Annotated in this window: 28 protein-coding genes and 1 pseudogene; 26 read left to right on the top strand and 3 right to left on the bottom strand. The window is 51.2% G+C overall.

Annotated elements, in window-relative coordinates; translation table 11 throughout:
- The first annotated feature begins 559 nt into the window (after positions 1-559).
- The 26 genes and pseudogenes from ACOTXI_RS02045 (at position 560) to ACOTXI_RS01920 (ending at position 23,730) form a co-directional block, all read left to right on the top strand.
- Positions 560-1,057 carry a phage terminase small subunit P27 family gene (locus tag ACOTXI_RS02045; protein WP_235123320.1) on the top strand — a complete coding sequence of 166 codons (498 nt, stop codon included), beginning with the start codon at positions 560-562 and terminating at the stop codon, positions 1,055-1,057.
- Positions 1,057-2,793: a terminase large subunit gene (locus ACOTXI_RS02040; protein ID WP_235123311.1), complete on the top strand. Its 1,737-nt coding sequence runs from the start codon at positions 1,057-1,059 to the stop codon at positions 2,791-2,793. Before ACOTXI_RS02045 ends, ACOTXI_RS02040 begins: the two co-directional genes overlap by 1 nt.
- Positions 2,793-4,097 (top strand): phage portal protein, encoded by a 1,305-nt coding sequence (locus ACOTXI_RS02035; protein ID WP_410376936.1) that lies wholly within the window; start codon positions 2,793-2,795, stop codon positions 4,095-4,097. The genes ACOTXI_RS02040 and ACOTXI_RS02035 overlap by 1 nt, the downstream gene beginning before the upstream one ends.
- A gap of 13 nt (positions 4,098-4,110) precedes the next feature.
- Complete coding sequence (locus tag ACOTXI_RS02030) at positions 4,111-4,959, top strand: head maturation protease, ClpP-related (RefSeq protein ID WP_070533690.1); 849 nt, start codon at positions 4,111-4,113, stop codon at positions 4,957-4,959.
- 9 nt (positions 4,960-4,968) lie between these two features.
- Entirely contained in the window at positions 4,969-6,180 is a 1,212-nt protein-coding gene (locus ACOTXI_RS02025; RefSeq protein ID WP_045326826.1) for a phage major capsid protein, read from the top strand.
- A 42-nt stretch (positions 6,181-6,222) separates the two neighbouring features.
- Positions 6,223-6,549 (top strand): head-tail connector protein, encoded by a 327-nt coding sequence (locus ACOTXI_RS02020; protein ID WP_070533688.1) that lies wholly within the window; start codon positions 6,223-6,225, stop codon positions 6,547-6,549.
- A 9-nt stretch (positions 6,550-6,558) separates the two neighbouring features.
- Complete coding sequence (locus ACOTXI_RS02015) at positions 6,559-6,897, top strand: phage head closure protein (protein ID WP_070533687.1); 339 nt, start codon at positions 6,559-6,561, stop codon at positions 6,895-6,897.
- Positions 6,894-7,343: an HK97-gp10 family putative phage morphogenesis protein gene (locus ACOTXI_RS02010; protein ID WP_070533686.1), complete on the top strand. Its 450-nt coding sequence runs from the start codon at positions 6,894-6,896 to the stop codon at positions 7,341-7,343. Before ACOTXI_RS02015 ends, ACOTXI_RS02010 begins: the two co-directional genes overlap by 4 nt.
- Positions 7,340-7,687, top strand: coding sequence for a tail completion protein gp17 (gene gp17, locus ACOTXI_RS02005; RefSeq protein ID WP_219410861.1), 348 nt, complete (start codon positions 7,340-7,342; stop codon positions 7,685-7,687). The genes ACOTXI_RS02010 and gp17 overlap by 4 nt, the downstream gene beginning before the upstream one ends.
- Before the next feature lie 59 nt (positions 7,688-7,746).
- The gene (locus ACOTXI_RS02000) at positions 7,747-8,451 is read left to right on the top strand and encodes an immunoglobulin domain-containing protein (protein WP_332618501.1); all 705 of its coding nucleotides are present in this window, start codon (positions 7,747-7,749) and stop codon (positions 8,449-8,451) included.
- A 34-nt stretch (positions 8,452-8,485) separates the two neighbouring features.
- Positions 8,486-8,872 (top strand): phage tail assembly chaperone, encoded by a 387-nt coding sequence (locus tag ACOTXI_RS01995; protein ID WP_191604132.1) that lies wholly within the window; start codon positions 8,486-8,488, stop codon positions 8,870-8,872.
- Between the two features lie 8 nt (positions 8,873-8,880).
- Complete coding sequence (locus tag ACOTXI_RS01990) at positions 8,881-9,159, top strand: phage tail assembly protein T (protein WP_006809154.1); 279 nt, start codon at positions 8,881-8,883, stop codon at positions 9,157-9,159.
- Positions 9,160-9,213: 54 nt separating this feature from the next.
- Positions 9,214-9,549, top strand: a complete 336-nt coding sequence (locus tag ACOTXI_RS01985; protein WP_016240210.1) for a zinc ribbon domain-containing protein — start codon at positions 9,214-9,216, stop codon at positions 9,547-9,549.
- 46 nt (positions 9,550-9,595) lie between these two features.
- Positions 9,596-13,099, top strand: a complete 3,504-nt coding sequence (locus ACOTXI_RS01980; RefSeq protein ID WP_421633859.1) for a phage tail tape measure protein — start codon at positions 9,596-9,598, stop codon at positions 13,097-13,099.
- A 2-nt stretch (positions 13,100-13,101) separates the two neighbouring features.
- A complete protein-coding gene (locus ACOTXI_RS01975; protein ID WP_180260403.1) occupies positions 13,102-13,440 on the top strand; it encodes a phage tail protein in 339 nt (112 codons plus the stop codon).
- Positions 13,437-14,195 carry a phage minor tail protein L gene (locus tag ACOTXI_RS01970; protein WP_214573401.1) on the top strand — a complete coding sequence of 253 codons (759 nt, stop codon included), beginning with the start codon at positions 13,437-13,439 and terminating at the stop codon, positions 14,193-14,195. Before ACOTXI_RS01975 ends, ACOTXI_RS01970 begins: the two co-directional genes overlap by 4 nt.
- A gap of 1 nt (position 14,196) precedes the next feature.
- Positions 14,197-14,907, top strand: a complete 711-nt coding sequence (locus ACOTXI_RS01965; protein WP_214573402.1) for a C40 family peptidase — start codon at positions 14,197-14,199, stop codon at positions 14,905-14,907.
- 74 nt (positions 14,908-14,981) lie between these two features.
- The gene (locus tag ACOTXI_RS01960) at positions 14,982-15,434 is read left to right on the top strand and encodes a hypothetical protein (RefSeq protein ID WP_048703079.1); all 453 of its coding nucleotides are present in this window, start codon (positions 14,982-14,984) and stop codon (positions 15,432-15,434) included.
- Between the two features lie 51 nt (positions 15,435-15,485).
- Positions 15,486-16,076: a tail assembly protein gene (locus ACOTXI_RS01955; protein ID WP_421633858.1), complete on the top strand. Its 591-nt coding sequence runs from the start codon at positions 15,486-15,488 to the stop codon at positions 16,074-16,076.
- Between the two features lie 53 nt (positions 16,077-16,129).
- Positions 16,130-19,318 (top strand): host specificity protein J, encoded by a 3,189-nt coding sequence (locus tag ACOTXI_RS01950; RefSeq protein ID WP_421633857.1) that lies wholly within the window; start codon positions 16,130-16,132, stop codon positions 19,316-19,318.
- Positions 19,319-19,361: 43 nt separating this feature from the next.
- Positions 19,362-19,676, top strand: a complete 315-nt coding sequence (locus ACOTXI_RS01945) for a hypothetical protein (RefSeq protein WP_103786911.1) — start codon at positions 19,362-19,364, stop codon at positions 19,674-19,676.
- Positions 19,677-20,348: a hypothetical protein gene (locus tag ACOTXI_RS01940; RefSeq protein ID WP_126287103.1), complete on the top strand. Its 672-nt coding sequence runs from the start codon at positions 19,677-19,679 to the stop codon at positions 20,346-20,348.
- Between the two features lie 107 nt (positions 20,349-20,455).
- Positions 20,456-20,689 (top strand): phage exclusion lipoprotein Cor, encoded by a 234-nt coding sequence (cor, locus tag ACOTXI_RS01935; protein WP_045409817.1) that lies wholly within the window; start codon positions 20,456-20,458, stop codon positions 20,687-20,689.
- 62 nt (positions 20,690-20,751) lie between these two features.
- A pseudogene (locus ACOTXI_RS01930) lies at positions 20,752-21,159 on the top strand (phage tail protein); the annotation flags it as partial.
- Positions 21,160-22,723: 1,564 nt separating this feature from the next.
- Positions 22,724-23,038 carry a tail fiber assembly protein gene (locus ACOTXI_RS01925; protein ID WP_421633856.1) on the top strand — a complete coding sequence of 105 codons (315 nt, stop codon included), beginning with the start codon at positions 22,724-22,726 and terminating at the stop codon, positions 23,036-23,038.
- Positions 23,039-23,415: 377 nt separating this feature from the next.
- Positions 23,416-23,730 carry a helix-turn-helix domain-containing protein gene (locus ACOTXI_RS01920; protein WP_233465414.1) on the top strand — a complete coding sequence of 105 codons (315 nt, stop codon included), beginning with the start codon at positions 23,416-23,418 and terminating at the stop codon, positions 23,728-23,730.
- 48 nt (positions 23,731-23,778) lie between these two features.
- Here the strand turns inward: ACOTXI_RS01920 and ACOTXI_RS01915 are convergent, their stop codons facing one another.
- From ACOTXI_RS01915 to ACOTXI_RS01905, 3 genes are all read right to left on the bottom strand, one after another.
- Positions 23,779-24,657 (bottom strand): hypothetical protein, encoded by an 879-nt coding sequence (locus ACOTXI_RS01915; protein WP_108090951.1) that lies wholly within the window; start codon positions 24,655-24,657, stop codon positions 23,779-23,781.
- A complete protein-coding gene (locus ACOTXI_RS01910; RefSeq protein WP_108090950.1) occupies positions 24,644-25,408 on the bottom strand; it encodes a hypothetical protein in 765 nt (254 codons plus the stop codon). Before ACOTXI_RS01910 ends, ACOTXI_RS01915 begins: the two co-directional genes overlap by 14 nt.
- A gap of 125 nt (positions 25,409-25,533) precedes the next feature.
- Entirely contained in the window at positions 25,534-25,773 is a 240-nt protein-coding gene (locus ACOTXI_RS01905; RefSeq protein WP_248247757.1) for a DinI family protein, read from the bottom strand.
- Between the last annotated feature and the right edge of the window lie 390 nt (positions 25,774-26,163).

Here is a 26,163-nt window from a genome sequence, read left to right as displayed (position 1 = left end):
AACACCGGAAAGTCTATTACGACAAACATGGGGCTGGACCGTTCCGTTGTCACTGGTGTGCAAAAACCATTGGCTGGGACACCCTTCACATCGACCACCTCGATGACTGTAAGACCAATAACGAGCCTGACAATCTTGTGCCAAGTTGCCCTGTGTGCAATCAGAAGCGAGGCGTAGACAAGATGAGAAAGACAATGCGAGAGAACTCCGACCGCAGATATACCGCTCACGGCAAGACGATGTGTCTTAACGAATGGGCGGATTACCTGGGTATTTCGAGAAACTCCATTGAGTATCGACTGAAGGCAGGCTGGGACATCAGTAAGGTGTTCAGCCCTCGCATTGGTAACAGTGGTCCCCCGAGCCGGAAACTGGCGAAAATCGTGCATGAGTCGGTTAAATGATATCTGCTCTCATTTGCGCGGTCTGGGGGAGGGCGGGTAAAAACCTCAGGGAAATCAGCCTAAAGGACCGCCGCCTAACCTCTTTTCACATCGCCGCAGGTTAGAAAACTTTTTTATGGGGTCCCCCATTCGATGATTAATAGGAGTTTTCGATTATGTCTGGACCACCGAAAACCCCGACCCATCTACGTTTGGTTAGGGGTAACCCATCAAAACGCCCAATTAATGAAAACGAACCTAAGCCAGCTGCAGGGGTACCCCCAACGCCGAAGCATTTCGACAAGCAGGGGAAATACTGGTTCAGGCGTATGGCTGAAGAGCTTGATGCGCTTGGCGTCATGTCTCAGCTGGACGCGAGAGCGCTTGAGCTTCTGGTTGAGGTTTACACCGAGTACCGGCATCACTGCGATACGCTGGAGAGAGAAGGTTACACCTACGCCGTTTATAGCGACGAAGAGCCAGACGAAGGCAAAAAGCGAGAGATTCGCATGATCAAGGCTCACCCGGCCGCCATCATGAAAGCTGATGCCTGGAAACGTCTGCGCGCCATGCTCGGTGAGTTCGGCATGACGCCAGCAAGCCGCTCTAAAGTGAATGCAAAAGGTCCTGATGCGGTTGACCCGCTGGCCGAGTTTATGAAAGCGAGGGATTAATGGCTAAGGTTGCAGAAGGCATCCGCTACGCCGAAAGGGTGGTGGCGGGAGAAATTATTGCCTGTGAGTATGTGCGCCTTGCCTGCCAGCGTTTTCTTGACGATCTGGCACACGGCGAAGAGCGCGGTATTTTCTTCAGTGAGCCACGCGCGCAGCACATTCTGAATTTCTATAATTTTGTTCCTCACGTAAAAGGCGCTCTGGCAGGCCAGCCTATTGAGCTGATGGACTGGCATGTTTTCATCCTGATTAATATTTTTGGTTTTGTTATCCCGCTGGTTAACGAAGAGACGGGGGAAACCGTTCTGCGTAAAGACGGCAGCGGTCGGCCGGTGATGGTTCGGCGTTTCCGTACAGCAGATGTTGAGGTGGCCCGTAAAAATGCCAAATCAACACTTTGCTCCGGCGTTGGGCTCTATATGGCTGGCGCTGACGGCGAGGGTGGTGCGGAGGTTTATTCCGCTGCAACCACCCGTGACCAGGCGCGAATTGTTTTTGAAGACGCGAAAAATATGGTCAAGAAGGCGAAAGCCACTCTTGGGCGGATCTTCGAATTCAACAAGCTCGCTATCTACCAGGAGCAAACGGCCTCCAAATTCGAGCCTTTATCATCAGATGCGAACAACCTCGACGGCCTGAACATCCACTGTGCCATCGTCGACGAGCTGCATGCTCATAAAACCCGTGACGTCTGGGACGTTCTGGAGACGGCCACAGGCGCTCGCCTGCAATCGCTGCTTTTCGGTATCACCACCGCCGGCTTCAACAAAGAAGGTATCTGTTACGAACTACGCGATTACGCAATCAAGGTCCTGCGCGGCCTGGTTAAAGACGATACGTTTTTTGCCATCATCTACACCTTAGATGAAGGTGACGATCCATTTGATGAAAAAGTCTGGCAGAAGGCGAATCCGGGGCTGGGTATCTGTAAGCGCTGGGATGATCTGCGCCGCCTGGCTAAAAAGGCGAAAGAGCAGGTTTCGGCCAGGATTAACTTTTTCACCAAACACATGAACATCTGGGTTACCGCTGAGTCTGCCTGGATGGACATGATGAAATGGGAAAAATGCGAGTTTATCGCCCCGCAGCACGAACTTAAAACCTATCCCTCCTGGGTGGGCGTTGACCTTTCAAACAAAATTGATATCTGTGCAGCCGCTAAAGTCTGGCGCGCGCCAGGTGGCCACGTGCATGCGGATTTTAAATTCTGGCTGCCGGAAGGACGCCTTGAGAAATGTTCACGCCAGATGGCAGAGCTGTATCGTAAGTGGGCCGAGATGGACAAGCTGATCCTTACCGACGGGGATGTAATCGACCATGCTCAGATTAAGGAAGAGCTGCAGGTGTGGGTTGCTGGCGAGAGTCTGAAAGAAATTGGCTTCGACCCATGGAGTGCGACGCAGTTCAGCCTTGCGCTGGCAGAAGAAGGGCTGCCGCTGGTGGAAGTGCCGCAGACGGTTCGCAATTTCTCTGAGGCGATGAAAGAGGTCGAAGCGCTGGTATACGGTGGCCGCTTCCATCACAGCGATCACCCGGTGATGAACTGGATGATGTCCAACGTAACTGTCAAACCTGACCGGAACGAGAACATTTTCCCAAACAAGTCCACACCAGAGGCCAAGATTGATGGCCCGGCGGCATTGTTCACCGCAATGAGCCGCGTTCTGGTTAACGGTGGCAACGACCAGCAGGATCTCTCCGGATTCTTCAATAATCCCATCATGGTAGGTTTCTGATGAAAAAAAACAAACAGCCAGGCAGGGTGAAAAGCGCTCTGCTTAACTGGCTTGGTGTGCCTATCAGCCTGACTACCGGCACGTTCTGGGAGGAATGGTTTGGCACCAGCAGCAGCGGAAAGGTGGTCACGGCCGATAAAGCCATCCAGCTATCGGCTGTGTGGGCATGCGTAAGGCTGTTAAGCGAGTCTATTTCAACCCTTCCGCTGAAAATATACGTTCGACAGCCTGACGGTTCGCGTAAAGCGGCAACTGATCATCCGGCCTATTCGATACTGTGCCGCCGACCCAATTCAGAAATGACACCATCACGCTTTATGTTGATGGTCGTCGCCAGTATTTGCCTGCGCGGGAACGCCTTCATTGAGAAGAAATTCATCGCAAACCGCCTGGTTTCGCTGGTGCCTTTACTGCCGCAGAACATGGTGGTTAAACGTCTCACTACCGGTGCGCTGGAATACAAATACACTGAAAACGGAAACGAGCGCGTCATTCCGGTCAAAAACATCATGCACATTCGCGGGTTCGGTCTGGACGGTGTTTGCGGCATGATGCCGATGAAGACTGGCCGGGATGTGATTGGTTCAGCAATGGCCGTTGAAGAGTCCGCGGCGAAGATATTCGAGCAAGGGTTACAGAGTTCTGGCTTCCTGACAGCGGAGCAAGCATTAAACGATGAGCAGAGGGAAAGGCTCCGGGAATACATGGCAAAGTTCACCGGTTCAAAGAATGCCGGAAAAATAATGGTGCTGGAGGGAGGGCTCAAGTACCAGGGCGTTACCATGAATCCTGAAGACGCCCAGATGCTGGAAAGCCGCTCATTCAGTATTGAGGAAATCTGCCGCTGGTTTCGGGTGCCTCCTTTCATGGTTGGCCACACCACGAAACAAAGCAGCTGGGCATCCAGCCTGGAAGGTATGAACCTGCAGTTTCTGACTCATACCCTTCGACCGCTGCTGGTGAATATTGAGCAGGAAATTGGCCGGTGCTTACTCGACAGCGATGACGAAGTGTTTGCAGAATTCTCTGTTGAAGGTCTACTGCGAGCCGATAGTGCCGGTCGCGCGGCATACTATACCAGCGCGCTTCAAAATGGCTGGATGTCCCGTAATGACGTTCGTCGTCTTGAAAACATGCCGCCGATTGAAGGGGGCGATATTTACACCGTTCAGCTCAACCTGACGCAACTGAAAAATCTCGAAAGCAGCAACCCTGCTGTTCAGGCCCTTGCTCTGCGAGAGCTGCATAACCACGTTTTCCCCGACATTTCCTTTGAGCAATCTCCGCTGAAACAGGCCGCTTAGGAGCACTTTCCTGATGAGCAAAAAACAACTTCCGGTAGCACCGGCGGGTCGCCCCTGCGCGCGCGTTACCTGTGAAACATTACCGTCCGCACTGGACCGCTGGGACGGCGGGATCAAAGCAGCGGCCACCGACGATAACAGCATTTCTGTTTTTGATGTTATCGGGCAGGACTACTGGGGCGAAGGGGTAACAGCTAAACGTATTGCTGGTGCGCTTCGGGCTATGAACGGCGCCGACGTCACGGTGAATATCAACTCACCGGGCGGCGACATGTTCGAAGGTCTGGCTATTTATAACCTGCTCCGCGAATACGAAGGCCGTGTAACGGTGAAGGTGCTGGGCATTGCCGCCAGCGCCGCCTCGATAATTGCGATGGCCGGGGATGATATTCAGATTGGCCGCGGTGCCTTCCTTATGATCCACAACTGCTGGGTATACGCGATGGGAAACCGCCATGATTTTGCAGAACTGGCACAGTCACTGGAACCCTTCGATACCGCTATGGCTGACATCTACGCGGCGCGCTCCGGCCTTGATATGGCTGCTGTGCAGAAGCTGATGGACGCGGAAAGCTATATCGGTGGCAGTGATGCTGTGTCGAAGGGACTGGCAGACAGCTTGCTTTCTGCTGATGCGGTCAGCGACGGCGACGAATCGCCTGCAGCCGCGCTTCGCAAACTTGATGCATTGCTGGCCAAGACCAACACCCCGCGCTCTGAGCGCAGAAAACTCATTAAAGCCTTATCCGGTGGCATGCCTGGCGCTGTCACCACCAACGACGGTACGCCGGGCGCTGCCGAAGACATCAAACCTGAAACCATCAATTCACTTGAAAACGCCCTGGCGGCGCTAGTCAAATAAGGACCCTTTATGTCTGAAGTAAACGATATTCTGAAAAAAGTCACTGCCAGCATTGAAGAGGCAACCGGCAAGTTCAACGCGAAAGCAGAAGACGCACTCAAAGAGGCGCAGAAGTCAGGCAGGCTGTCAGAAGAAACAAAGGCTGCCGTTGATAAAATGGCTTCTGAGTTTAATGCGCTTCGTGAAGCTGAAAAAACGCTGAAGGCCGCTATGGGCGAACTGGAGCAACATGTTGCCCAGATGCCGCTGGCAAACGCGAAACAGGTTGTCGAATCCGTTGGCCACCAGGTGATTTCCGCTGAAGCCCTCAAAACCTTTGCGTCCAGCGTGGAAGGCGGTAAACGCATCAGCATCCCGGTTAAGGCCGCCCTGACTTCGGTGGATGTGCCTGATGGTGTTGTGGAGCCACAGCGCCTGCCGGGAATTGATACGGCACCGAAACAGCGCCTGTTCATTCGCGATCTGATTGCTCCAGGACGCACATCCTCCTCAGCTATTTTCTGGGTGCAGCAGACAGGCTTTACCAATAACGCGAAAGTGGTTCCTGAAAATACGCAGAAACCATACAGCGAAATTGAGTTCACGCCGAAAATCACTGGCGTCAGCACCATTGCTCACCTGTTCAAAGCCTCAAAGCAGATCCTGGATGACTTCGCACAGTTGCAGTCCACCGTTGATGCCGAAATGCGCTACGGGCTGAAGTATGCAGAAGAGCAGGAAATTCTCTTCGGTGATGGTACCGGCGTTCATCTGCATGGCATCGTTCCTCAGGCATCCGCTTTTAATCCGGCGTTCACTGTCGAACAGCAGAGCGGGATTGATGATCTGCGTCTGGCAATGTTGCAGGCGCAGCTGGCGCGCTTCCCTGCATCCGGTCACGTTCTTCACTTCATTGACTGGGCGCGGATCGAGCTGACAAAAGACAGTCTGGGCCGTTACATCCTGGCTAACCCGGCGGCACTGACTGGCCCGACACTGTGGGGTCTGCCGGTTGTTGCAACGGAAGCGGCAGCCTTCCAGGGTAAATTCCTGACAGGTGCATTCAACGCTGGCGCGCAAATCTTCGACCGCGAAGATGCGAATGTGGTGATCTCCACGGAGAACGCCGACGACTTCGAGAAAAACATGATCACCATCCGTTGCGAAGAACGTCTGGCGCTGGCTGTGAAACGCCCTGAGGCGTTCGTGTACGGTTCATTCAGCACCGGCGCGGGGAGCTGATAAATATTGCGGCCTTCGGGCCGCTTTTTTTGGGGCAAACAGATGCTTGATCAGAATGTGGTGAAACAGCATTGCCGCATTGATACCGACTTTACGGGTGATGATGCTCTGCTGGAGATTTACACAGGTGCGGCGGCGCGTTACGTCCAGACATGGACAAGGCGAACGCTCTATGAAAATCAAAGCTCCCCTGGCTACGCAGATGACCCGGATGCGATTCTACTGAATGATGATGTTAAGGCGGCAATGCTACTGTTGATTGGTCACTGGTATGCAAACCGAGAGGCTGTGAACATCGGAAATATTACATCAGCGGTGCCTTTCGCCGTAGAAGCTCTACTGCAGCCATACCGAATTTACGGGGTTTAGGAGGACTTTATGCAGGCCGGAAGACTGAGAGACATGGTGGTGGTTCAGAACATCACAACATCCAGAGATCCTTCTGGCCAGCCTGTTGAAACATGGCATGACGGCGCAGAAACCTGGGCAGAAGTAAAGGGCATTAGTGGGCGCGAGTTGGTAGCCGCTGGTGCTGAAACAGCAGTCGCCACTATAAGGGTATGGACACGATTTCGTAGCGATATAACTGCTGCGTCCAGACTCAGGGTTATGACTGGCGCGTTCAAGGGGGCCATTTTGAATATCATTGGTCCGCCAATCCCTGACTCTCGCGGTGTTCAGCTCGAAATTCTTTGCAAACAGGGTACCGAAAAATGATTGAGACGAGCCTCGATTTTTCCGGTCTGAATGACATCGCAAAGGATCTGGAGGCGCTTAGCCGCGCTGAAAACAACAAGGTTCTGCGTGATGCCACGCGCGCCGGAGCCGAAGTGCTTAAGCAAGAAGTGATCGCCCGCGCTCCCGTGCGTACCGGGAAACTGAAAAAAAACGTGGTGGTGGTGACCCAAAAAAGCCGCCGCCACGGGGACATTTCTTCCGGTGTCCACATTCGTGGTGTCAACCCGCGTACCGGAAACAGCGATAACACGATGAAGGCGAATAACCCGAGAAATGCCTTTTACTGGCGGTTCGTCGAAATGGGTACGGTGAATATGCCGCCACATCCGTTTGTGCGACCCGCTTACGATACGCGCGAGGAAGAGGCCGCCAGCGTCGCCATTGCTAGGATGAATCAGGCTATTGATGAGGTGTTGAGCAAGTGAATGAAGATGATATCTACGCTTTGCTTTCTCCCCTGGCAGAAGGGCGGGTATATCCCTACGTTGCGCCATTAGGTAGTGACGGAAAACCGTCTGTCTCGCCACCCTGGATTATTTTTTCCATCGTCGATGATGTTTCCGCTGACGTGCTGTGCGGCCAGGCAGAGAGCAGGGTTTCCATTCAGGTAGATGTGTATTCCACTACGATCACTGAATCACGCACCCTGAGAGATTTGGTGCTCGCTTCGCTTGAGCCGTTAACCCCTACAGAGGTGGTAAAAATCCCCGGGTACGAGCCAGATTATCGGCTCTACCGTGCCACCCTGGATTTTAAAGTTACCCCCTGACAATTAATTCACCCAACGAACCCGCCTGATGGCGGGTTTTCTTTTTCCAGGAGACAACCATGTCTGCACTTTATGAAAAGTCTCAGCTGACGAAAATCCTCATTTCGTCACTGCCAACAACCAAAGAGGCAATGGATTCTGCCACCTACCTTGATCTGAGTTGCACCCTCAAAGAAGCTCAGTTTACAGGTGGACAGAAACAGGATATTGACACCACCACACTGTGTTCCACTGAGCAGGAGAACACCAACGGCCTCCCGGCTCCTTCAGAGATTTCTCTGTCTGGTAACTTCTTCCTGAATGCCGCGCAGAACGCATTGCGTGATGCTTATGACAACGACACCACTTACGGCTTCCAGATTATCTTCCCGTCAGGTAATGGTTTTAAGTTTCTGGCCGAAGTTCGCCAGCATACCTGGTCATCTGGTACCAATGGTGTTGTGGCAGCTACATTCTCACTGCGCCTTAAAGGCAAGCCTGTCCCGATTGACTCTGTACTCAAACTGACCACTGATCTTCCTTCCTCACTGTCTGTAGCGGTGGGGGCTGCGATCAGCATGGCTGTAGTAGCTGCCGGTGGTAAGCCTCCGTATGCCTACACCTGGAAGAAGGCAGGTAGCACCGTCAGCGGGCAGACATCCGATACCTTTAATAAAGCCAGCGCAGTTTCAGGTGATGCAGGTGATTACACCTGTGTGGTTACGGATTCTTCTTCTCCGGTCAAAACGGTTACCTCAGCTACCTGTACCCTTACTATCAGTTAATGGAGATGCCGGGTTGTCCCGGCATGGATAAGCGATGTCGCAAACTTTAAAACAATTAGCCATGGCGAAAATGGCTGGCTTTCGCCATAAGACGGTCGTTGTCCCTGAGTGGGAAGGTGTCAAAGTTGTATTGCGTGAGCCATCCGGTGAAGCCTGGCTTCGCTGGCAGGAAGTGGTGAAAGCAGGCGCGGAAGATGAAAATGTGTCGGTGTCTGAGAAGGCACACCGTAATCTTTGCGCTGATGTGGTTCTGTTCATTGATGTTCTGTGTGATACCGATAAGCAGCCGGTATTCAGTGCTGAAGAAGAAGAGCAGGTGCGTGAAATTTACGGACCCATCCATTCACGCCTGCTCAAACAGGCGCTTGACCTGATCAACAACGCGGACGAAGCGCGGGAAAAGTCTCAACCCCCGGCGTAAAGTTTCTGATGTCGCTTGCGCTCCGGATGGGGCGCACGCTCTCAGAGCTTCGGCAGAATATGACGGCAAGCGAGCTTCTGATGTGGATTGAGTACGACAGGCAAAGTCCGGTTGGCGATATTCGTGGTGACATTCAGGCCGCCCAGCTCGTCTCTGCCATCTACGGCTCGCAGGGGGCAAAAGTACCGCTTGACGATGCGATCCTGCGCTGGGGTGGCGATGAGCAATCAGAACCGAAGGACCCGTTTGCTGGGCTTGAGGCTGCACTTACTGCCGCGACGCAGTGACTTTTGACCCAGATAATATTAGGATTCTTAGACTGATAATGCTGGGGAACCAAAATGGAAATTTTACTAGTTTCAATTGTTATAGGCTTAATTCCAGCCTTAATTGCTCAAAGCAAAGGAAGATCTTTCTTTGCATGGTGGGTGTATGGTGCTCTGCTATTCATAATTGCTTTTGTACATTCTTTGGTAATAAAGAAGGATGTTGCGGCAGAAGAAAAAGACTTAATTGAAAACGATGGTATGAAGAAGTGCCCATTCTGTGCAGAGTTAATCAAAAGCGAAGCTATTAAATGTAAGCACTGTGGTAGTGATTTAGCAGTCGATTCCCCACCGGTTAAGACTGATGAAGAATACCTCGAAGAAGCCAGGCAAAAGGTCTGGAAACAATAAAAATAAAACCGCTTCGGCGGTTTTTTTACGTCTGGAGTTAGACTAAATGGCAACTTTACGTGAGTTAATAATCAAAATTTCCGCTAACTCGCAATCATTCCAGACGGAAATTTCCCGCGCTTCACGTATGGGGCAGGATTATTACCGCACCATGCAAAATGGTGGCCGTCAGGCTGCCGCTGCCGCCCGAGAGAGCGAAAGGGCGTTATCTGATCTGACCGCTGGGTTTGCATCGGCAGGAAGAGCCGCTGCTGCTGCTACGGCCGCTTTTGCGACTGGTAAGCTCGTGCAGATTGCTGATGAGTGGAATTCAGTAAACGCCCGTCTTAAGCAGGCATCATCTTCAGCTGATGATTTTGCTGCCTCTCAGCGCCAGTTAATGGAAATCAGCCAAAGAACTGGCACCGCGTTTTCAGACAACGCAAACCTTTTTTCACGCGCAGCTGCTTCAATGCGTGAGTTTGGGTATAGCTCTGACGAAGTTCTGAAAATTACCGAAGCTGTTTCTACCGGCCTTAAACTTTCGGGGGCTAATACTCAGGAAGCGAGTTCTGTTATCACTCAATTCAGCCAGGCTCTGGCGCAGGGCGTTCTTCGCGGTGAAGAATTCAACGCCGTTAACGAAGCAGGTGATCGTGTTATCCGCGCACTTGCCGCCGGAATGGGCGTGGCCCGCAAAGATCTGAAGAGCATGGCTGACCAGGGGCAACTTACGATTGATAAGGTTGTTCCTGCATTAATGAGCCAGTTGGGCTCATTACAGGGTGAGTTTGCCAGCATGCCGCAAACAGTTTCCGGATCCCTGCAAAAAGTCACAAACTCGTTCATGGCATGGGTTGGAGGTGTCAACCAGGCTACAGGTGCTACCGATGCGCTATCTGGTGGCCTAGACGGAGTTGCCCAAACGCTTGATTCATTTACCTCTTCGGCAGTAAGCGGCGCACTAAGTGATGTTGCAGACAATATGTCCACGATCACAACAGTGGCGGGTGCACTTGTTGGCGTTGGGCTGGCAAGGTATCTCAGTGGAGTAGTAACTAGCGCCACGAGCGCAACCGGCGCGCTAATTTCTGCGGCTAAGTCAGAGGTTGCTCTTGCCGTTGCACAGGATAAGGCTGCGCAGTCTGCCGTTGCCGCCTCAAGGGCGGAGGTTTATAGGGCTCAGCAAGCTGTACAGAGATCGCGTAGCGCAGATGTTCAGGCTGCGCAGCAAGAGAAAATTGCTGCGGCAGAAGCAAAAGTCACTGCAGCCCAGGCCAGGCTGACTACCGCTCTAGCCAGCGGTTCCGCTACAGAGAAAGTCAGAGCCAGAACAGCGCTTGAGCGTGCGCAGGCAGGTCTGGTGGCAGCAAAAAACGCCGATGCACAGGCTATCGCTGAAAGACGCCTGGCTTCCGCGGAGGCCGCCAGAGACCGGAACCTTGCAAATCGTGTTACCACCCAAAGCAATCTCAATAGTGTCACATCTGTTGGCACCCGCCTTTTAAGCAGTGCCCTCGGGCTCATTGGCGGCGTGCCGGGATTGGTGATGCTTGGAGCCGGTGCCTGGTATGCGGTGTATCAAAATCAGGAGCAGGCTCGGCGCTCTGCTCAGGAGTATGCCAGCACGATAGATGAAGTCAGTAAAAAGACGAGGGCAATGACCCTTCCTGAAGCTTCAGATAATGCAGAGAAAACTCGTGCCGCTCTGAATGAACAAAACAGGCTAATTGATGAACAAAAGAGCAAGGTTGAAAGCCTGAAAGAGCAGATAGCTGGTTATCAGTCAGTGATTAGCAATCCCGGTCCAACTACCAGCGGTGGTTTCATGATTAACCACCTGACATATTTGGACACTGTGACTCGTGGGCTGGCTACGGCTACAGAGCAGTTATCTGTTGAGCAAGAAAGACTTGCTCAGATGCAGCAAGAATCCGCTTCTATTCAACAGGTTCTGGAAGGGCTTGAACATCGCCGGGTGGCACTCATTCGAGAAGAGGCTGCTAATCAAAACCGGGCTTATCAATCTCTCCTGTTGATGAATGGGCAGCATGACGAATTTAACCGTCTGCTGGGGCTGGGAAATCAGCTATTAATGGCTCGGCAAGGGCTGGCGAACGTCCCTCTCAGACTTCCTCAGGCCGACCTCGACAAAAAGCAAACCGATGCCCTCGAAAAGAGCCGTCGGGATCTTGAGTTGTCACGCCTGAAGGGTGAGGCCAAAGAGCGCCTGCGTCTGAGTTATGCAGCCGATGACCTGGGGTTAACCAGTGATCCGCAATTCCAGACAGGCCGTCAGGAGTTGATTAATAACGGTCTTGCTGAATGGCGGAATAATGAGGCCAACAAACCTAAGGCGAAGGGTGGTAAAACCGAAGGCGAGAAAACCGAGGATGTGTATAAGCGCCTTATCAAGCAGCAAAAAGAGCAGATTGCCCTGCAAGGCCAGAATACTGAACTGGCGAAGGTTAAATACCAGGTCAGCCAGGGCGAGCTTGCTTCTCTGACAGAAGCCCAGAAAAAGACGGTATTGCAGAATGCTGCGCTCATTGACCAGGTTAAATTGCGTGAGCAACTGCGAAATTACGAAGCCAACCTTGCTGACAGTAACGCCAGCGCCCGCGCAGCCAATGAAGCGCAACTGCTGGGCTATGGGCAGGGAACCAGGTTCCGTGAAAGACTTCAGGAGCAGTTCAATCTGCGTAAGGAGTTTGAGCAGAAGAATACCGATCTTCTCCGCCAGCGTCAGGCTGGTGAAATCGACGAGACGTTCTATCAGCAGGGGCTGGCACTTAATAAGCGCTACCTCGAAGAGCGCCTGCGCGACCAGGAGGGATATTACGCAGCTTCTGATGCTCAGCGTGACGACTGGATGACGGGACTGTCTGAGGGTTATGCGAACTGGGTGGACGAAGCCACTGATTATTCTTCCATGGCCGCTGACGGCATGAAGCAGGCCATGGGTGGCGCGGTCACCACGATCACCGACATGCTCAATGGCAACGTTGACAGCTGGAAGGACTGGGGCGTGAGCGTACTGAAGATTATCCAGAACGTTCTGGTGAACATGGCTGTTGCTAATGGCGTCAGCTCAATTGGATCACTGTTCAGTTTTGGTGCCTCGTCAGCCGCAACCGCCAGCAGCGGTACCGCTATTCAGAATGCTGGCGCGAACTTCACATTTAATGCGAAGGGTAATGTTTACGACTCTCCGTCCCTGAGCGCTTACAGCAATGGCGTTTTCCAGACGCCTCAGCTGTTTGCTTTTGCCAAAGGCGCAGGGGTTTTTGCCGAGGCTGGTCCGGAAGCCATTATGCCGCTTACGCGCGCCGCTGATGGTTCGCTGGGCGTTCGTGCGGTCGGAGGTGGCGGAGGTCAGTCTGTATCTTCGGCGCCACAGGTTTATATCACCATCGATGGCAGCGGCAACACTCAAACACAGACCTCGCCAGGCCTTGAGCAATTTGGTGCCGAGGTCGGGGAATTTGTTGATCGACGTTATAAGCAGAATGTGATGCGTGACATTCGTCCCGGCGGCGACATCTGGAACGCAATGAAAGGAACCCGATAATTATGGCCATTGAAACTTTCACCTGGTGCCCACGGATTAACGCGGAGGCTGATACAAGTTTCCGCGTCAGGAAAGCCCAGTTTGGCGATGGATATGAGCAGGTTTCAGGGGATGGATTAAACCCTAAAAGCCAGCAATGGACGCTTAATTTCACCGGCAATGAAACCTACATTTCCGCCATAAAGACTTTTCTCGACAGGCATGAAGGAACGAAAGCCTTTCAGTGGAAGCCGCCGCTCGAGCATTTGGGTTTGTATCGTTGCGAAACGTATAAAACCACCGGGCTAGGCGCGGGGAAATTCAACCTTGAAGCAACATTCATCCAGGCATTTAAACCATGAGCTTAAACGCTGACTATCAGAAGCTTGAATCCGGAAACGATGTTCGTCTGATTGAGGTGGACGGTTCTTCCTTTGGTCTAACGGACGTTCTCCGCTTTCACAATTACAGCATTCCCCACACAGAAGCTGAAATCATCGCCGCTGGTGGGGATGAGTCCAAGCTTCCGGCGAAACCAATCTGGTGGCAGGGAAATGAATACGCCGCCTGGCCGTATCAGCTGGAAGGCCTGGAAAAATCAACCAGTGGGAGCAATGCAACGCCATCACTGACGGTTGCGAACATCGAAAGTTCTATTTCTGCCCTGTGTCTTGCCTATGACGATCTGCTGCAGGCGAAAGTCACTATTCACGACACAAAAGAGAAATATCTCGATGCCAGAAATTTCGCGGACGGCAACCCCACAGCAGACCCGACTCAGGAAAAGCTGCAGGTCTGGTATATCGACGGGAAAACGAGCGAGCTTGCCGGTGAAACCGTTGAATTTGTTCTGTCCAGCCCGATGGATCTGCAGGGGCAAATGATCCCGACGCGACAGCTTCATTCCCTGTGTACCTGGTGCATCCGGAATAAATATCGTACCGGCGACGGCTGCGACTATGCCGGCACCCGCTATTTCGATAAAAACAACAACCCGGTAAGCGATCCGTCGCTGGATGAATGCAATGGCACGCTGACTGCCTGCAAACTCCGATTCGGCGAAAATAACGAACTCTCGTTTGGGGGCTTCCCGGGCACGTCTTTGATCAGGAGCTGATATGCGTCAGAAAACCATCGATGCGATTATGGCGCATGCTGCAGCTGAATATCCTCTTGAGTGTTGCGGCGTGGTGGCGCAGAAAAGCCGCGTTGAACGTTATTTCCCGAGCCGGAATCTTGCCGCGGCGCCGGAGGACAATTTTGTCCTTTGCCCCGAAGACTACGCAGCTGCTGAGGACTGGGGAACGGTGATCGCCATCGTTCACAGTCACCCTGACGCCACAACGCAACCGAGCGAACTGGATAAAGCGCAATGCGACGCAACGCTTTTACCCTGGCATATTGTGAGCTGGCCGGAGGGGGATTTACGCACTATCCAGCCGCGCGGAGAACTGCCGCTGCTGGAGCGTCCGTTTGTGCTTGGACACTTCGACTGCTGGGGGCTGGTAATGAGCTATTTCCGGCAAACGCACGGTATCGAGCTCCATGATTACCGGGTGGATTATCCCTGGTGGGAAAACGACTATCCGGACAACTTCTATCAGGATTGCTGGTATGAGTGCGGTTTCCGGGAATTCGACGGGCCACCGAAACCCGGCGATATGGTGATCATGCAGGTCCAGGCTGATAAGTGGAACCACGCGGGAATTCTGCTGGAGGGAAATATGCTGCTGCACCACCTGTACGGCCATCTGAGCCAGCGCGTACCGTATGGGGGCTATTGGCAGGAAAGGACGATGAAGATTTTACGTTTCAAAACGCTAATCTGAATTCGCTGGGGCGGCATATTTCTGAAAGGGTACTGAGCCTGTTATCATTAACCTTCAAACATAAAGGGGGAAAAATGAAACGCTTAGCACTATTGATATTGGCATTTGTTGGAATGCACGTTGAGGCAAGACCAATTACTGAAGATGAAAAATCTGCAGTAGAAAATGTTATCAGAGAAGAAATGAAGGACCCCGATGCTGCAAAATTCTACCATATGGACTTTCCCTATCCAGATACCACTTTTACTTATTGTGGATATGTTAACGGTAAGAATTCATACGGCGCATATGCCGGAAAACAACTGTTTGCAACATTCTTAGGTAAAAATGCAGATGGTAAACTTATTGCGGCATCATTTGATGTTAACTCTCAAACTGGTGAGCCTATTGACCAAACAGTGATTTCTACGCTGTGTGCAAGCGCAGGATATGATATCCCCGTTAAGAAAATGTTTTTCAAAGATGTGAATAAAAACAGGGCAGAGAAAAACATCCCCAAATTAAGCTCTCAATATATGAGGCCTTAGATAACTTAAAAATTAAACCGCTTAGGCGGTTTTTTTTATTTAGGAGAACATATGCAAGAGATAATTACCAGAATTGAACTTGGTGGCGTTCTGGGTAAAACGTTTGGGAGAGTACATCATCGTCTAATACGTACCACCTCAGAAGCAATCAATGCTCTTGCAAAAACAATCAATGGTTTCGAGACGTTCTTGAATACAAGCAAGGCGCGAGGCCTTACTTACGCCGTTTATAAAGATAAAAAGAATATCAGCGTTGATGATTTAGGGTTCCCTGTAACGGGTGAAGTCATTCGTATTGTGCCTGTAGTCATCGGCAGCAAAAAGGCTGGAGTGTTGCAAACTATTTTGGGAGCGGCCCTCGTTGCTGTTGGCGCAGTACTTAATTTTACTCCCTGGGCAGCAGCATCTCCGTTTTTCTATAAATTTGGCGCTGCGGTGATGCTGGGAGGTGTTGTCCAAATGCTATCTCCTCAACCTGCAGGTCTGGCCAGCAAACAAAGCGCAGATAACCGCGCATCCTACGCATTCGGCGGTGTTACAAACACCGCGGCACAGGGGTACCCGGTGCCTCTGCTTTATGGTAAGCGTCGAATCGGCGGAGCGATTATTTCTGCCGGAATTTATGTCGAAGATCAGCAGTAGATAACTAACCTTTTTTCTGGCCACCTTCGGGTGGCTTTTTTTATGGGCGCAATATGGCTACAGAAAAAGTTTTAAAGGGCCGCAAGGGCGGCAGCTCAAGTTCCCGAACCCCTACCGAACAGCCTGATGATCTGCAATCTGTAGCGAAGGCAAAAATCCTTGTTGCGCTTGGGGAAGGGGAGTTTGCAGGGCAGCTAACCGGAAAAAATATCTACCTGGACGGCACGGCGCTGCAGAACTCCGACGGCTCCCAAAACTTTAGCGGCGTGACGTGGGAGTTTCGCGCAGGAACGCAGGCGCAAAATTACATCCAGGGCATTCCCGGTACCGAAAACGAAATCAGCGTTGGTACCGAAGTATCCAGCACTACAGCCTGGACGCGCACATTCACCAACACGCAGCTTTCAGCGGTTCGCTTGCGTCTGAAATGGCCGTCACTGTTTAAACAGGAAAACGACGGTGATCTGGTCGGCTACTCAATCAACTATGCTATCGACCTGCAGACGGACGGCGGCGCCTGGCAGACGGTACTCAATACCAGCGTGACCGGGAAAACGACATCAGGTTACGAGCGCAGCCACCGAATTGATTTACCGCAGGCTGGCAGCACCTGGACAATCAGACTGCGTAAGATTACAGCCGATGCCAATAGTGCGAAGATCGGCGACACGATGACTCTGCAGAGCTTCACGGAGGTGATCGACGCCAAACTGCGCTACCCAAACACAGCATTGCTTTATATTGAGTTTGATTCAAGCCAGTTCAACGGCTCTATCCCGCAGATCTCATGCGAGCCACGCGGGCGCGTTATTCGCGTTCCGGATAACTACGATCCTGAAACCAGAACATATTTCGGCACATGGACCGGCGCCTTTAAATGGGCATGGACCGATAACCCGGCGTGGATTTTTTACGACCTGGTGGTTTCCGACCGCTTCGGTCTTGGTCACCGGCTAAGCGCGGCAAATATCGATAAATGGACGCTGTATCAGGTAGCTCAGTATTGTGATCAGAGAGTTCCTGACGGGAAGGGTGGCAGCGGTACCGAACCACGGTACACCTGCAACGTGTACATTCAGGACCGGAACGACGCCTACACAGTCCTGCGTGATTTTGCTGCTATCTTTCGGGGCATGACCTACTGGGGCGGCAATCAAATTGTTGCTCTGGCTGACATGCCGCGTGATGTTGATTACAGCTATACGCGCGCAAACGTTATTGACGGTCGCTTCACCTATTCGAGCAGCACCACGAAAAGCCGATACACTACTGCGCTGGTATCATGGTCCGATCCAGATAATGCCTACGCCGACGCTATGGAGCCGGTATTTGAACAGTCGCTGGTTGCGCGGTACGGTTTTAACCAACTGGAAATGACCGCCATCGGCTGCACCAGGCAGTCAGAGGCAAACCGAAAGGGGCGCTGGGGTATTCTCACCAACAACAAGGATCGCGTTGTTTCGTTTGATGTAGGCCTGGACGGAAACATACCACAGCCAGGCTACATCATCGCCGTGGCTGACGAACTGCTGTCAGGAAAGGTAATGGGTGGCCGCATCAGCGAAGTTAACGGTCGCGTTATCAGGCTTGATCGTGTTCCTGATGCGACTGCAGGTGATCGCCTTATTCTGAACCTTCCATCTGGAGCTTCGCAGAGCCGCACCATTCAGGCGGTAAACGGTGAGTCGGTAACTGTCACAACCACGTACAGTGAGACGCCACAACCTGAAGCAGTTTGGCTGGTGGAATCAAACGAGCTCTACGCGCAACAGTACCGCGTTGTCAGTGTGAGCGATAACAATAATGGTACCTTCTCAATCACTGCGGCATTTCATGACCCGGACAAATACGCCAGGATTGATACCGGCGCGATTATCGACCAGCGACCGATTAGTGTTATTCCGCCGGGAAACCAGTCCGCACCAGCCAACATCGTAATCAGCTCGTTTTCTGTGGTTCAGCAGAATATCAGCGTCGAAACCATGCGCGTAAGCTGGGACCAGGCAAAAAATGCCATCGCCTATGAGGCACAGTGGCGCCGTAACGACGGGAACTGGGTGAACATGCCGCGCAGCTCGACTACGTCATTCGATGTTCCTGGCATTTATGCAGGGCGTTACCTGGTGCGCGTGCGCGCCATCAATGCTGCCGAAATATCATCAGGATGGGGGTATTCAGAAGAGAAGGCGCTGACAGGCAAAGTAGGCAACCCTCCGAAGCCAGTGGGATTTATGGCTACTGGCATTAACTGGGGTATTCGTCTGAACTGGGGGTTCCCGGCAAACACCGGCGATACGCTAAAAACAGAAATCCAGTACACGGCCAACAGTGACTTTTCAGATCCGCTACTTCTGTCAGACGTGCCTTACCCATCTGCTGAATATACTCAGCTTGGACTGAGGGCGGGGCAGGAATTCTGGTACCGCGCACAGCTGGTGGACAAAACAGGAAATGAATCAGGCTATACCGACTGGATTCGCGGCATGTCTAACGATAACGCCGATGATTATCTTGGTGATATAGCCGATGACTTCCTGAGCTCTGCTGATGGCGAACGGCTTACAAGCGATATCGATACAGATTTGGAGGCTGCACTTCAAAACGCTCTGGCGAACCACGCTACGGTTGATCACCAGTGGGCGCAGTATGGTGAGGTTCGTGCTGAAATCCTCATTGTCAGAACGACAATAGCCGAAGTCGATAAAGCTATGGCTGAACTCTCCACGACTGTACAGGCGCAAATTGAGGATGTCACTGCAACGCTTGAAGATAAGCTGACTGCTGTTGTTGATGCGGACGGCGCCACGGCGATTTATACCCTGAAGGCAGGAGTTCGCATCAACGATGTGATGTATAACGCCGGGATGTCCATTGCCGTGCTGGCTGAGGCTGGCAAACCTGTTGTGACGCGGGTCGGTTTCAACGCTAACCAGTTCGTGCTGATGAGTGGTAGTGGAGATACGCAGTATTCTCCTTTCGCAGTGGTGAATGGTCAGGTGTTTATCAGCTCGGCGTTTATTCAGGATGGCACGATCACCAATGCCAAAATCGGCGGCTTCATCCAGTCCAATAACTACGTTGCTGGGTCTGTCGGATGGAGGCTGGATAAATCAGGAACATTCGAGAACTACGGTTCGACAGCTGGAGAGGGAGCCATGAAACAGACAAACCAGACAATCAGTGTGCGTGACGCCAACAATGTGTTGAGGGTGCAGATCGGGAGAATTACGGGAACGTGGTAAACATTGGGCCTCAGACGGGGCTCTTTTTTTAGGATGAACAGCTATGGCTCAGTACGGTGTTGAAACCTGGGACGCCTCAGGCAGGGTGAACAACTATGGGATTAAGCCAGTCAGTGTAAGTGGATATCTTCAGTTGGCTCAGAACCAGAAAACAGGCACTTACTCAGTCGTGCTTCCGCCGGGGTGTAAGCTTACTTACTTTCAGATCATGAACGGTGATCAGTGGGGAACGAGCCGGAGGAAGATCACTATCTCAGGTGGCACCGCAACGGTATCGGCAGTAGGCGATACCGACTACTCTGCAGGGACTGAGCCAGCGGCTGCGGCGTATCTCATTTTCCAGATAGAGAGGGCATAAATGGCGCAGTATGGCGTTTTACTGACAACGACTGCAGGCGAAGTATGGGTAACCGCGAACAGTTCGCCAATTGCTCTACAGGCTCGAAAGACAGCGGCCCTTCAGGGAACATCAGGTTTCAACACTAAAGTGACGCATACATTTCCCTCAGGCCAACCCGTTGTCGCCTTCGTTCATTGCACGGTTGAGGTGGAAATTACCCAGACGATAAGCGGGAACACCATTACGGTTGATTTTCTCAGACCAAATGCAACCGGCACAGCGTACGTTTATTTTTTCTCTATTTTCCCACAGACAAAGCCAGACTACGGGCTGGCCGTCTGGGATGCGTCAGGGACGCTTATTTTGACAAACGAAACGCGCACACTCAGTGATGTGGTAACCCTCGGTACTGCCGGAGTAGATGCAAGTTCAGGTTATAACATCAATACCACGCTGGCGGGGAAATGGGCCTGTATGCCTTGCATGCTGGGTCTAATTACTGGAGTTATATCGGCTGGCGGCCAGCCGCAGCCCTACTCGGCGATTTACAAGAGCATGGCAAAACTTGAGGGAGGCAATACGCGAATATTCGCCAGACCACAAACAACGCCCGGAGGAAACCTTCAGAACGTCGCGTATTCAAATATGAGAAACGTGATTATGGCCATCAACTGCGCCAACTACGATTGATCGTTTTCAGCGATCAATCTTATGAAATTGATCTACAGAATCAATTATATCCCTTTGATTCATCTTGTTATTGTTTATCTTCGTTAATACCCTGGGATATAACCACGATGAAAAACATGATTCTTTGCCTGGCGGTGGCTGTATTGCTCTCCGGTTGCGCTGGCGTTCTTCAGAAGCAGCAACCCATATGTACCGGAACGGCCCTGATCGGCGGACAGGAAAACATCGTCCAGATTTACGGAGTGCGCAAGCAAAGTAACCAGACCCAGTACCGCGCCGGTTACCCATTTAACTGGTCATGGGTCAGCGCAAACACGTTCAGTAGTACCACCTGCCATTAACTCAAACATTTTTGAATAAACCTCGCTCAGGCGGGGTTTTTTATTGCCCGAAAGGAGCGCATATGTCTGCAGGAACTATCACCCTGACAAACGGGTCCGCTATTGTTGCTGGAATCGGAACTTCTTTCAGAACCGAACTTGCAGCAGGTGACTTCATTGTCTCAACTGTGGGTGGTATCACGTATACCCTGCCGGTGAAAATAGTCGACAGCGATATCGAGTTGACGTTGGTTAGCAAATTCCCCGGCCCAACACAATCTGCTTCTGCCTGGAATGCCGTGCCGCGTTCTACCCAGAATCTGGTGACGGCCGCGCTGGTGGCGCAGACAACTGAGGCTTTGCGTGGTCTTAACTATGACAAGCAGAACTGGCAGGCTATCTTCAGTGACGATGGTAACATCACTGTCAGGCTTCCTGACGGTTCAACGTTCTCCGGCCCGTCATGGCTGAAGATTGTCGAGTTACTTAACAGCATCGATGTGGATGCTCTTCAAATCCTGGCTGCTCAGATTCATGTGGACGCGCAACAGGTAGCTTTGGATAAGACAGAGGTTGCGCAGAATAAAACCGCCTCCGAAAGCGCAGCAACTACAGCAACACAGAAAGCTGATGCCGCGGCTCAGTCGGAGGCGAGCGCTGCACAGTCAAAGACTGATGCGGCCCAATCAGCTGAGGAAGCAGAAGCGGATCGTATTGCTATCGGTGATGTTGAAGCCGCGCTTGCTGCCATAAACGGCGTGGCCACTATCCCGCTCGGTCTGCCAATGTATTCGCCCACGCGCGCAACAATCCCCACTGGTGGCGTTGCGTATGACGGGCAGATATTGCCTTATGCGACCTACACCAGCGTTAAGTCTGCAATGACCTCAGGATCACTACCTGTGGTCACTAATGCTCAATGGCTGGCAGACCCTAAGCTGCGTCAGGCATTCGCAGAGGTTGATGCGGACCACTTCCGCTGCCCTGATTACAATGGCGTGCAGGCTGGCTCTATTGCGCAGGTGGCATTAACCGGTGGTACAACAGCTCAGGCAGGCATTTTCCACGGGGAAGCGCCAAACGCCAAAGGTACGATCGGCGCGTCCGGAACGGGTGTTTTTGCTAATACAGCGTCAACCAGCGGCGTATTCGCGCCCACGAATACCTATCCAAACAGCGCTCAGGCGGGAAGCGCTTCAAAAACGACCGCGTCACAGGTGAGTATTGACCTTTCCAGGGCAAGTGATGTCTATAAAGACACCGCCAGCGATATTCTGGCAGCGCGTGCCGTTGGTGTTATCTGGGGACAACTCTTTGGCCGCATCAATAACCCCGGCAGCATGGATGCCGCGACACTGGCGGCAAGAATTGAGCAGGTAAACACTCGTGTAACTGATTCGATCAATAAGCGCTTTATCCGTGGTTTAGATCTGACCGTGTCGACAACGACAGTAACGGTTTCTGCTGGCGCAGCTGTGATCCCCTCTACGGGCGCTCCCCTGGAGGTATCGGCGCCAGTAACGGCAAATATCGGAACTACCACAGCGTCAACCTGGTATCACGTTTACCTGTATTCAAACAATGGAACGCCTGCGATTGAAATCTCTACCACTGCGCCAACACCATACGCTTATCCGGCACATACAAAGACAGGCGATACGTCACGTCGATATTTAGGGAGTTTCCGTGTTGACAGTGCAGGCACGGTGCGGGGACTTGATGCCATAGACGGTGTGGCAATGTATCGTGGCGATTGGAGTATTGTTGGTCGTATGCTGGCTGGCGGTACGGCGCAGAGCATTACGGCGGTGGCCATTGATACTGTTGTACCAGTTACGGCACAAACCATCATTCACACAACCGACAACAAGGCATCGGCAGGTGTAAGCCAATTCCTTACCACATCAGGCGCAGATGGTTATATGTCCACCTGCTTTCCTGGTGGGAAATACATCAACCCTAATACGCCGTTACGATCCTACCCTAACATCTATTATCACTACGTCACCGAGCCTACTGGTGGCGGACTCTATATCGACATTGGAGGCTATAAATATGCAAGGTAACGAATATTGGGCGGTAACTGGGACTGGCTATCGCGCGATTAGCACACCGGATGATTTGGCAGAGGGTGAAACCCTTGTAGAAGGGGCACGCCCGGTTATCCCTTATCTTGACAACCTCTACACTCAACAAGAACAGAGAACAAAAGCGGATGCCATTATCGAATCGCTGCAGGAAGCGGTAGATGTTGATCTGGCCAGTGATGATGAAAAAGCCAGGTTGCTGGCCTGGAAGCGTTATCGTGTGCTGCTTAGCCGTGTCGATCTGCGCGCTGCAACACCAGGCTGGCCGACACTTCCAGACTAAGGAAATAAACAGCCGCGGCCCATTGAGTTCAGGAAAGGGATGCGGCTTGTTACTTAGTATTCATACCAAGCCTCTGAGCTATGGTTTACCTGAGGCGTTCTCTTGCGTCTCTTCTCATAATATGTCTGGCTTTCCATTCAGAATAATCTTTTAGTAACCATCTCGAACTTCTGCCGAGCTTTATCGGGGCAGGGAACTCACCCCGCTTCATTAGCGAGTAAAAATATTTAGCGGTGAATCCTGAATCGTTAGTTATGTATTTCAGGTCAATGAGTGAATCTTCGGTAAGGTCTGTGCGTGTTTTTGGCATGATGTATACCCCCGAAAAGCGTTTTGTGTAAGGATGGCTGTATACGAACAGGATTGCGAGGGCACCCATGGAAAAGCTAACGTTGACACGAAAGGAAGCTGCCGAACTACTCGGTATCTCAAGGGGGACTGTGACGCGATGGGTTTTGGAAGGAAGGCTAAAGGCTTACCGTATAAGTGATAGACCTCGAGCTCCGCTTCTATTTACACGTGAGGATTGTATAGCTGCATTGCAGGCTGTGCCGGTCGAACCTGTTCTTATGATTGAAAGGGAGATGAAGCGTGAAAAAGAGGAATCTTTCTTCCTGCGTCGCAAAGACGCAAGTAAAGAACTGGATGCGTTGCTGAAAATCAGGACCGGAAAGAGCAGAAAAGCCGAGTGAAAAACCCGGCGTGGTGGCCGGGTTGAGTAAACTTAGGACAGTCGATTGTTAAGCTGCTGTTTTTAAAATTATGTTAGCTGCATGCTCAACAGAATAAACTGGTTTGATTCTGACATCATACGTATCAGCCAAATCCTCAAGTGCAAGGTAGGCGCTGTTAATGGCAGCAATATTTTTGTCAGTATAAGCAGGATCATCATCAGTAGGTCTAAACACGAGCATCTCATGAATATCTCTACGGAAAAGTTCTCCATGCTTTTTTATCATAGATAAATCAGATATTTTTGCTTTCCCATCTTTGACAAATTCCGTCAAATTTGATGGCAGTAACTTACCTGTGTTAATTGCTGCACTATCGCTCATGTAGAAAATTTTGGCAGGTCTATGTCCGTCAGTGAAACTAAATTGTCGATTGAAGAACAGTTCCCTTTTTGCATCTTGATTGAGAACAGCCTCGATTAGTTGAGTTGACCAACGGTCTTTCTCTCGTGTGGTTTTAACTTTTTCATTAGCAACACGCTCAGTCTCAAGCAATGATGAGAGGCTGGAGGTCAATGATACTGCTTGCCGAAGTATACCTGTTGAAGTTGATGAGGCCGCATCTCTAGGTGTGCCAACGGTTACACCCGTAATAGGGGGTACCCATTCTTCAAATTTATTATTTTTCTCAAGATGGAATTTCAAACTCTTTGCAATCAAATCCACCATGTTATTGAACGAAGATGATCTCAAGCCATACATTGCTTCAATGACTTCTTTTCTTATCGCAGGTCTAACCAGAACTTCGCCATCTGAAGCTACTGCTGCAACGATGATCGTAAGCCTCTCTCCCGAGCCTAACATTGGTTCGAGATAAACAGATGCCCATTTCCCAGAGATAGAGGGTAATGGTGGAAGCGTTTGAAGGAGATGATCAAGATTGAGCATTGTAGTTCATCTGTGTTTGCTGAGGTTTAATCTGTTCATAAAGTATATCACCTAGTATTTCTATTCTAGCGGCCAGGAACGATATCAACTGATTTTTTGTCTTATCTTGAATGCTTTCATGCAATGTTGCGTCAAGGCTCTCCATCGCACCGTTTCGGCTGGCAACAGACCAGGATCTAGCTTCATTTGCAGCCATTTGAACTGCGATATCGTTGGTTCTGTCCAAAAGATAGTTTGCCACTTGTAGTAATTGGTTGGAGTAATAATCAATGCCGCTTTGCTCAGGGGAAAGCCCAGATGGAATTGCTGATTCATGGTCTATGAGGAAAAAATCATCTCCATTAAACAACAAGTTACCATTATGCCTATCATCCATTGCAATCCATTCATCAAAGTATGCTGCTTTTTGCAACAACGGCCATGACTCCAATTTTTCCCGAATCCCTGCGTCTGTGGAGTCGTTGATAAATTGTGCAAAGCTTGGGTATGGTATATCAACGCTACCAAAATACGCATTGTTGGTATCATCAATCAGAATCACCGGCTCGGGTATTGGCAAGGAAAGAAATCTCCCTAGAGCAGCGCATGTCACTTCTATGGAAATGCTCCGCAATGGAATTTTTTTAGCATAGACGACCAATTCTTCGGTCCCCCCATCACTAGTAGAGAGAAGAGCGACCCCTTTAGTAGGGCGATGTTGACCTTCCTCAATGACAACCCCACCGGGAAGCAGCCTTCCAATTCTTATCAACTCCGGTTCTCCAGTTACTTATTAGCGTCAGCATGCATAACCTTGCGATGCAAAACGAATATGTATGGAATAGTACTGCTATTTCTGTGCGGAGATAACCTGGAGTTTTATCAGGGTCTTCAGGGCTAGTCTTCCACCAGCCACATATCGGACTCTTCAAACATTTCCTCCAGCATGCGGTTCAGTTTTTCCCGATCGCTTTTGCTGGCATCGCTATTCAGGCCGTTTGCCTGCATCGGCTTCACCTTCACTTCGGCATCAGGGAAAATCTGGTGCACCCGCTTCGTCAGCTCGGCCAGAATGATCTCTCTGGCCCCTTCGAGCCCCTCAACATTACGCTTGTCATAAACCAGTTCTACGAACATAAGTGCTCCGCTAATCACTGTTTGAATATACAGTATTTTTGCTTTGGCGGTTTTGTCTGTCAAGGCATGAACCACTTGTTTTTAAATTTTGGGGAACATACTGCTGGCGTGTTTGTTATCGATTTGCCCTACAGGGCTGATGTGGTCTGGCGCTGACTAGAATTATGCGTGGGGCATGGATGGGGCAAAAGTGGTCTGTGAAGTTCGTTAAAGTTCGTTAATCAAGCTTTATCTCGATCTCGCTCATCCCTTGTTTAAAGCGCTCCTGGACGATCTTTATCGATTTTAAAAACTATGAGTTCATATTATACAAATGTAGCAAAAAAAGGTATTGACCCTGAAAAGATGAACATTCTGCATAGCGCGTTATGCGCAACAGGAATATATTGA

The sequence above is a fragment of the Enterobacter cloacae complex sp. BZL2005 genome (genome assembly GCF_049238885.1).
Classification (GTDB): Bacteria; Pseudomonadota; Gammaproteobacteria; order Enterobacterales; family Enterobacteriaceae; genus Enterobacter; species Enterobacter roggenkampii.
This window is presented reverse-complemented; position numbering and strand designations above follow the sequence as displayed.

Bases quoted from the DNA above. Each gene is read 5' to 3' on its own strand.
- ACOTXI_RS02045 (WP_235123320.1), top strand. From the start codon at position 560: ATGTCTGGACCACCGAAAACCCCGACCCATCTACGTTTGGTTAGGGGT.
- ACOTXI_RS02040 (WP_235123311.1), top strand. From the start codon at position 1,057: ATGGCTAAGGTTGCAGAAGGCATCCGCTACGCCGAAAGGGTGGTGGCG.
- ACOTXI_RS02035 (WP_410376936.1), top strand. From the start codon at position 2,793: ATGAAAAAAAACAAACAGCCAGGCAGGGTGAAAAGCGCTCTGCTTAAC.
- ACOTXI_RS02030 (WP_070533690.1), top strand. From the start codon at position 4,111: ATGAGCAAAAAACAACTTCCGGTAGCACCGGCGGGTCGCCCCTGCGCG.
- ACOTXI_RS02025 (WP_045326826.1), top strand. From the start codon at position 4,969: ATGTCTGAAGTAAACGATATTCTGAAAAAAGTCACTGCCAGCATTGAA.
- ACOTXI_RS02020 (WP_070533688.1), top strand. From the start codon at position 6,223: ATGCTTGATCAGAATGTGGTGAAACAGCATTGCCGCATTGATACCGAC.
- ACOTXI_RS02015 (WP_070533687.1), top strand. From the start codon at position 6,559: ATGCAGGCCGGAAGACTGAGAGACATGGTGGTGGTTCAGAACATCACA.
- ACOTXI_RS02010 (WP_070533686.1), top strand. From the start codon at position 6,894: ATGATTGAGACGAGCCTCGATTTTTCCGGTCTGAATGACATCGCAAAG.
- ACOTXI_RS02000 (WP_332618501.1), top strand. From the start codon at position 7,747: ATGTCTGCACTTTATGAAAAGTCTCAGCTGACGAAAATCCTCATTTCG.
- ACOTXI_RS01995 (WP_191604132.1), top strand. From the start codon at position 8,486: ATGTCGCAAACTTTAAAACAATTAGCCATGGCGAAAATGGCTGGCTTT.
- ACOTXI_RS01990 (WP_006809154.1), top strand. From the start codon at position 8,881: ATGTCGCTTGCGCTCCGGATGGGGCGCACGCTCTCAGAGCTTCGGCAG.
- ACOTXI_RS01985 (WP_016240210.1), top strand. From the start codon at position 9,214: ATGGAAATTTTACTAGTTTCAATTGTTATAGGCTTAATTCCAGCCTTA.
- ACOTXI_RS01980 (WP_421633859.1), top strand. From the start codon at position 9,596: ATGGCAACTTTACGTGAGTTAATAATCAAAATTTCCGCTAACTCGCAA.
- ACOTXI_RS01975 (WP_180260403.1), top strand. From the start codon at position 13,102: ATGGCCATTGAAACTTTCACCTGGTGCCCACGGATTAACGCGGAGGCT.
- ACOTXI_RS01970 (WP_214573401.1), top strand. From the start codon at position 13,437: ATGAGCTTAAACGCTGACTATCAGAAGCTTGAATCCGGAAACGATGTT.
- ACOTXI_RS01965 (WP_214573402.1), top strand. From the start codon at position 14,197: ATGCGTCAGAAAACCATCGATGCGATTATGGCGCATGCTGCAGCTGAA.
- ACOTXI_RS01960 (WP_048703079.1), top strand. From the start codon at position 14,982: ATGAAACGCTTAGCACTATTGATATTGGCATTTGTTGGAATGCACGTT.
- ACOTXI_RS01955 (WP_421633858.1), top strand. From the start codon at position 15,486: ATGCAAGAGATAATTACCAGAATTGAACTTGGTGGCGTTCTGGGTAAA.
- ACOTXI_RS01950 (WP_421633857.1), top strand. From the start codon at position 16,130: ATGGCTACAGAAAAAGTTTTAAAGGGCCGCAAGGGCGGCAGCTCAAGT.
- ACOTXI_RS01945 (WP_103786911.1), top strand. From the start codon at position 19,362: ATGGCTCAGTACGGTGTTGAAACCTGGGACGCCTCAGGCAGGGTGAAC.
- ACOTXI_RS01940 (WP_126287103.1), top strand. From the start codon at position 19,677: ATGGCGCAGTATGGCGTTTTACTGACAACGACTGCAGGCGAAGTATGG.
- cor (WP_045409817.1), top strand. From the start codon at position 20,456: ATGAAAAACATGATTCTTTGCCTGGCGGTGGCTGTATTGCTCTCCGGT.
- ACOTXI_RS01925 (WP_421633856.1), top strand. From the start codon at position 22,724: ATGCAAGGTAACGAATATTGGGCGGTAACTGGGACTGGCTATCGCGCG.
- ACOTXI_RS01920 (WP_233465414.1), top strand. From the start codon at position 23,416: ATGGAAAAGCTAACGTTGACACGAAAGGAAGCTGCCGAACTACTCGGT.
- ACOTXI_RS01915 (WP_108090951.1), bottom strand. From the start codon at position 24,657: ATGCTCAATCTTGATCATCTCCTTCAAACGCTTCCACCATTACCCTCT.
- ACOTXI_RS01905 (WP_248247757.1), bottom strand. From the start codon at position 25,773: ATGTTCGTAGAACTGGTTTATGACAAGCGTAATGTTGAGGGGCTCGAA.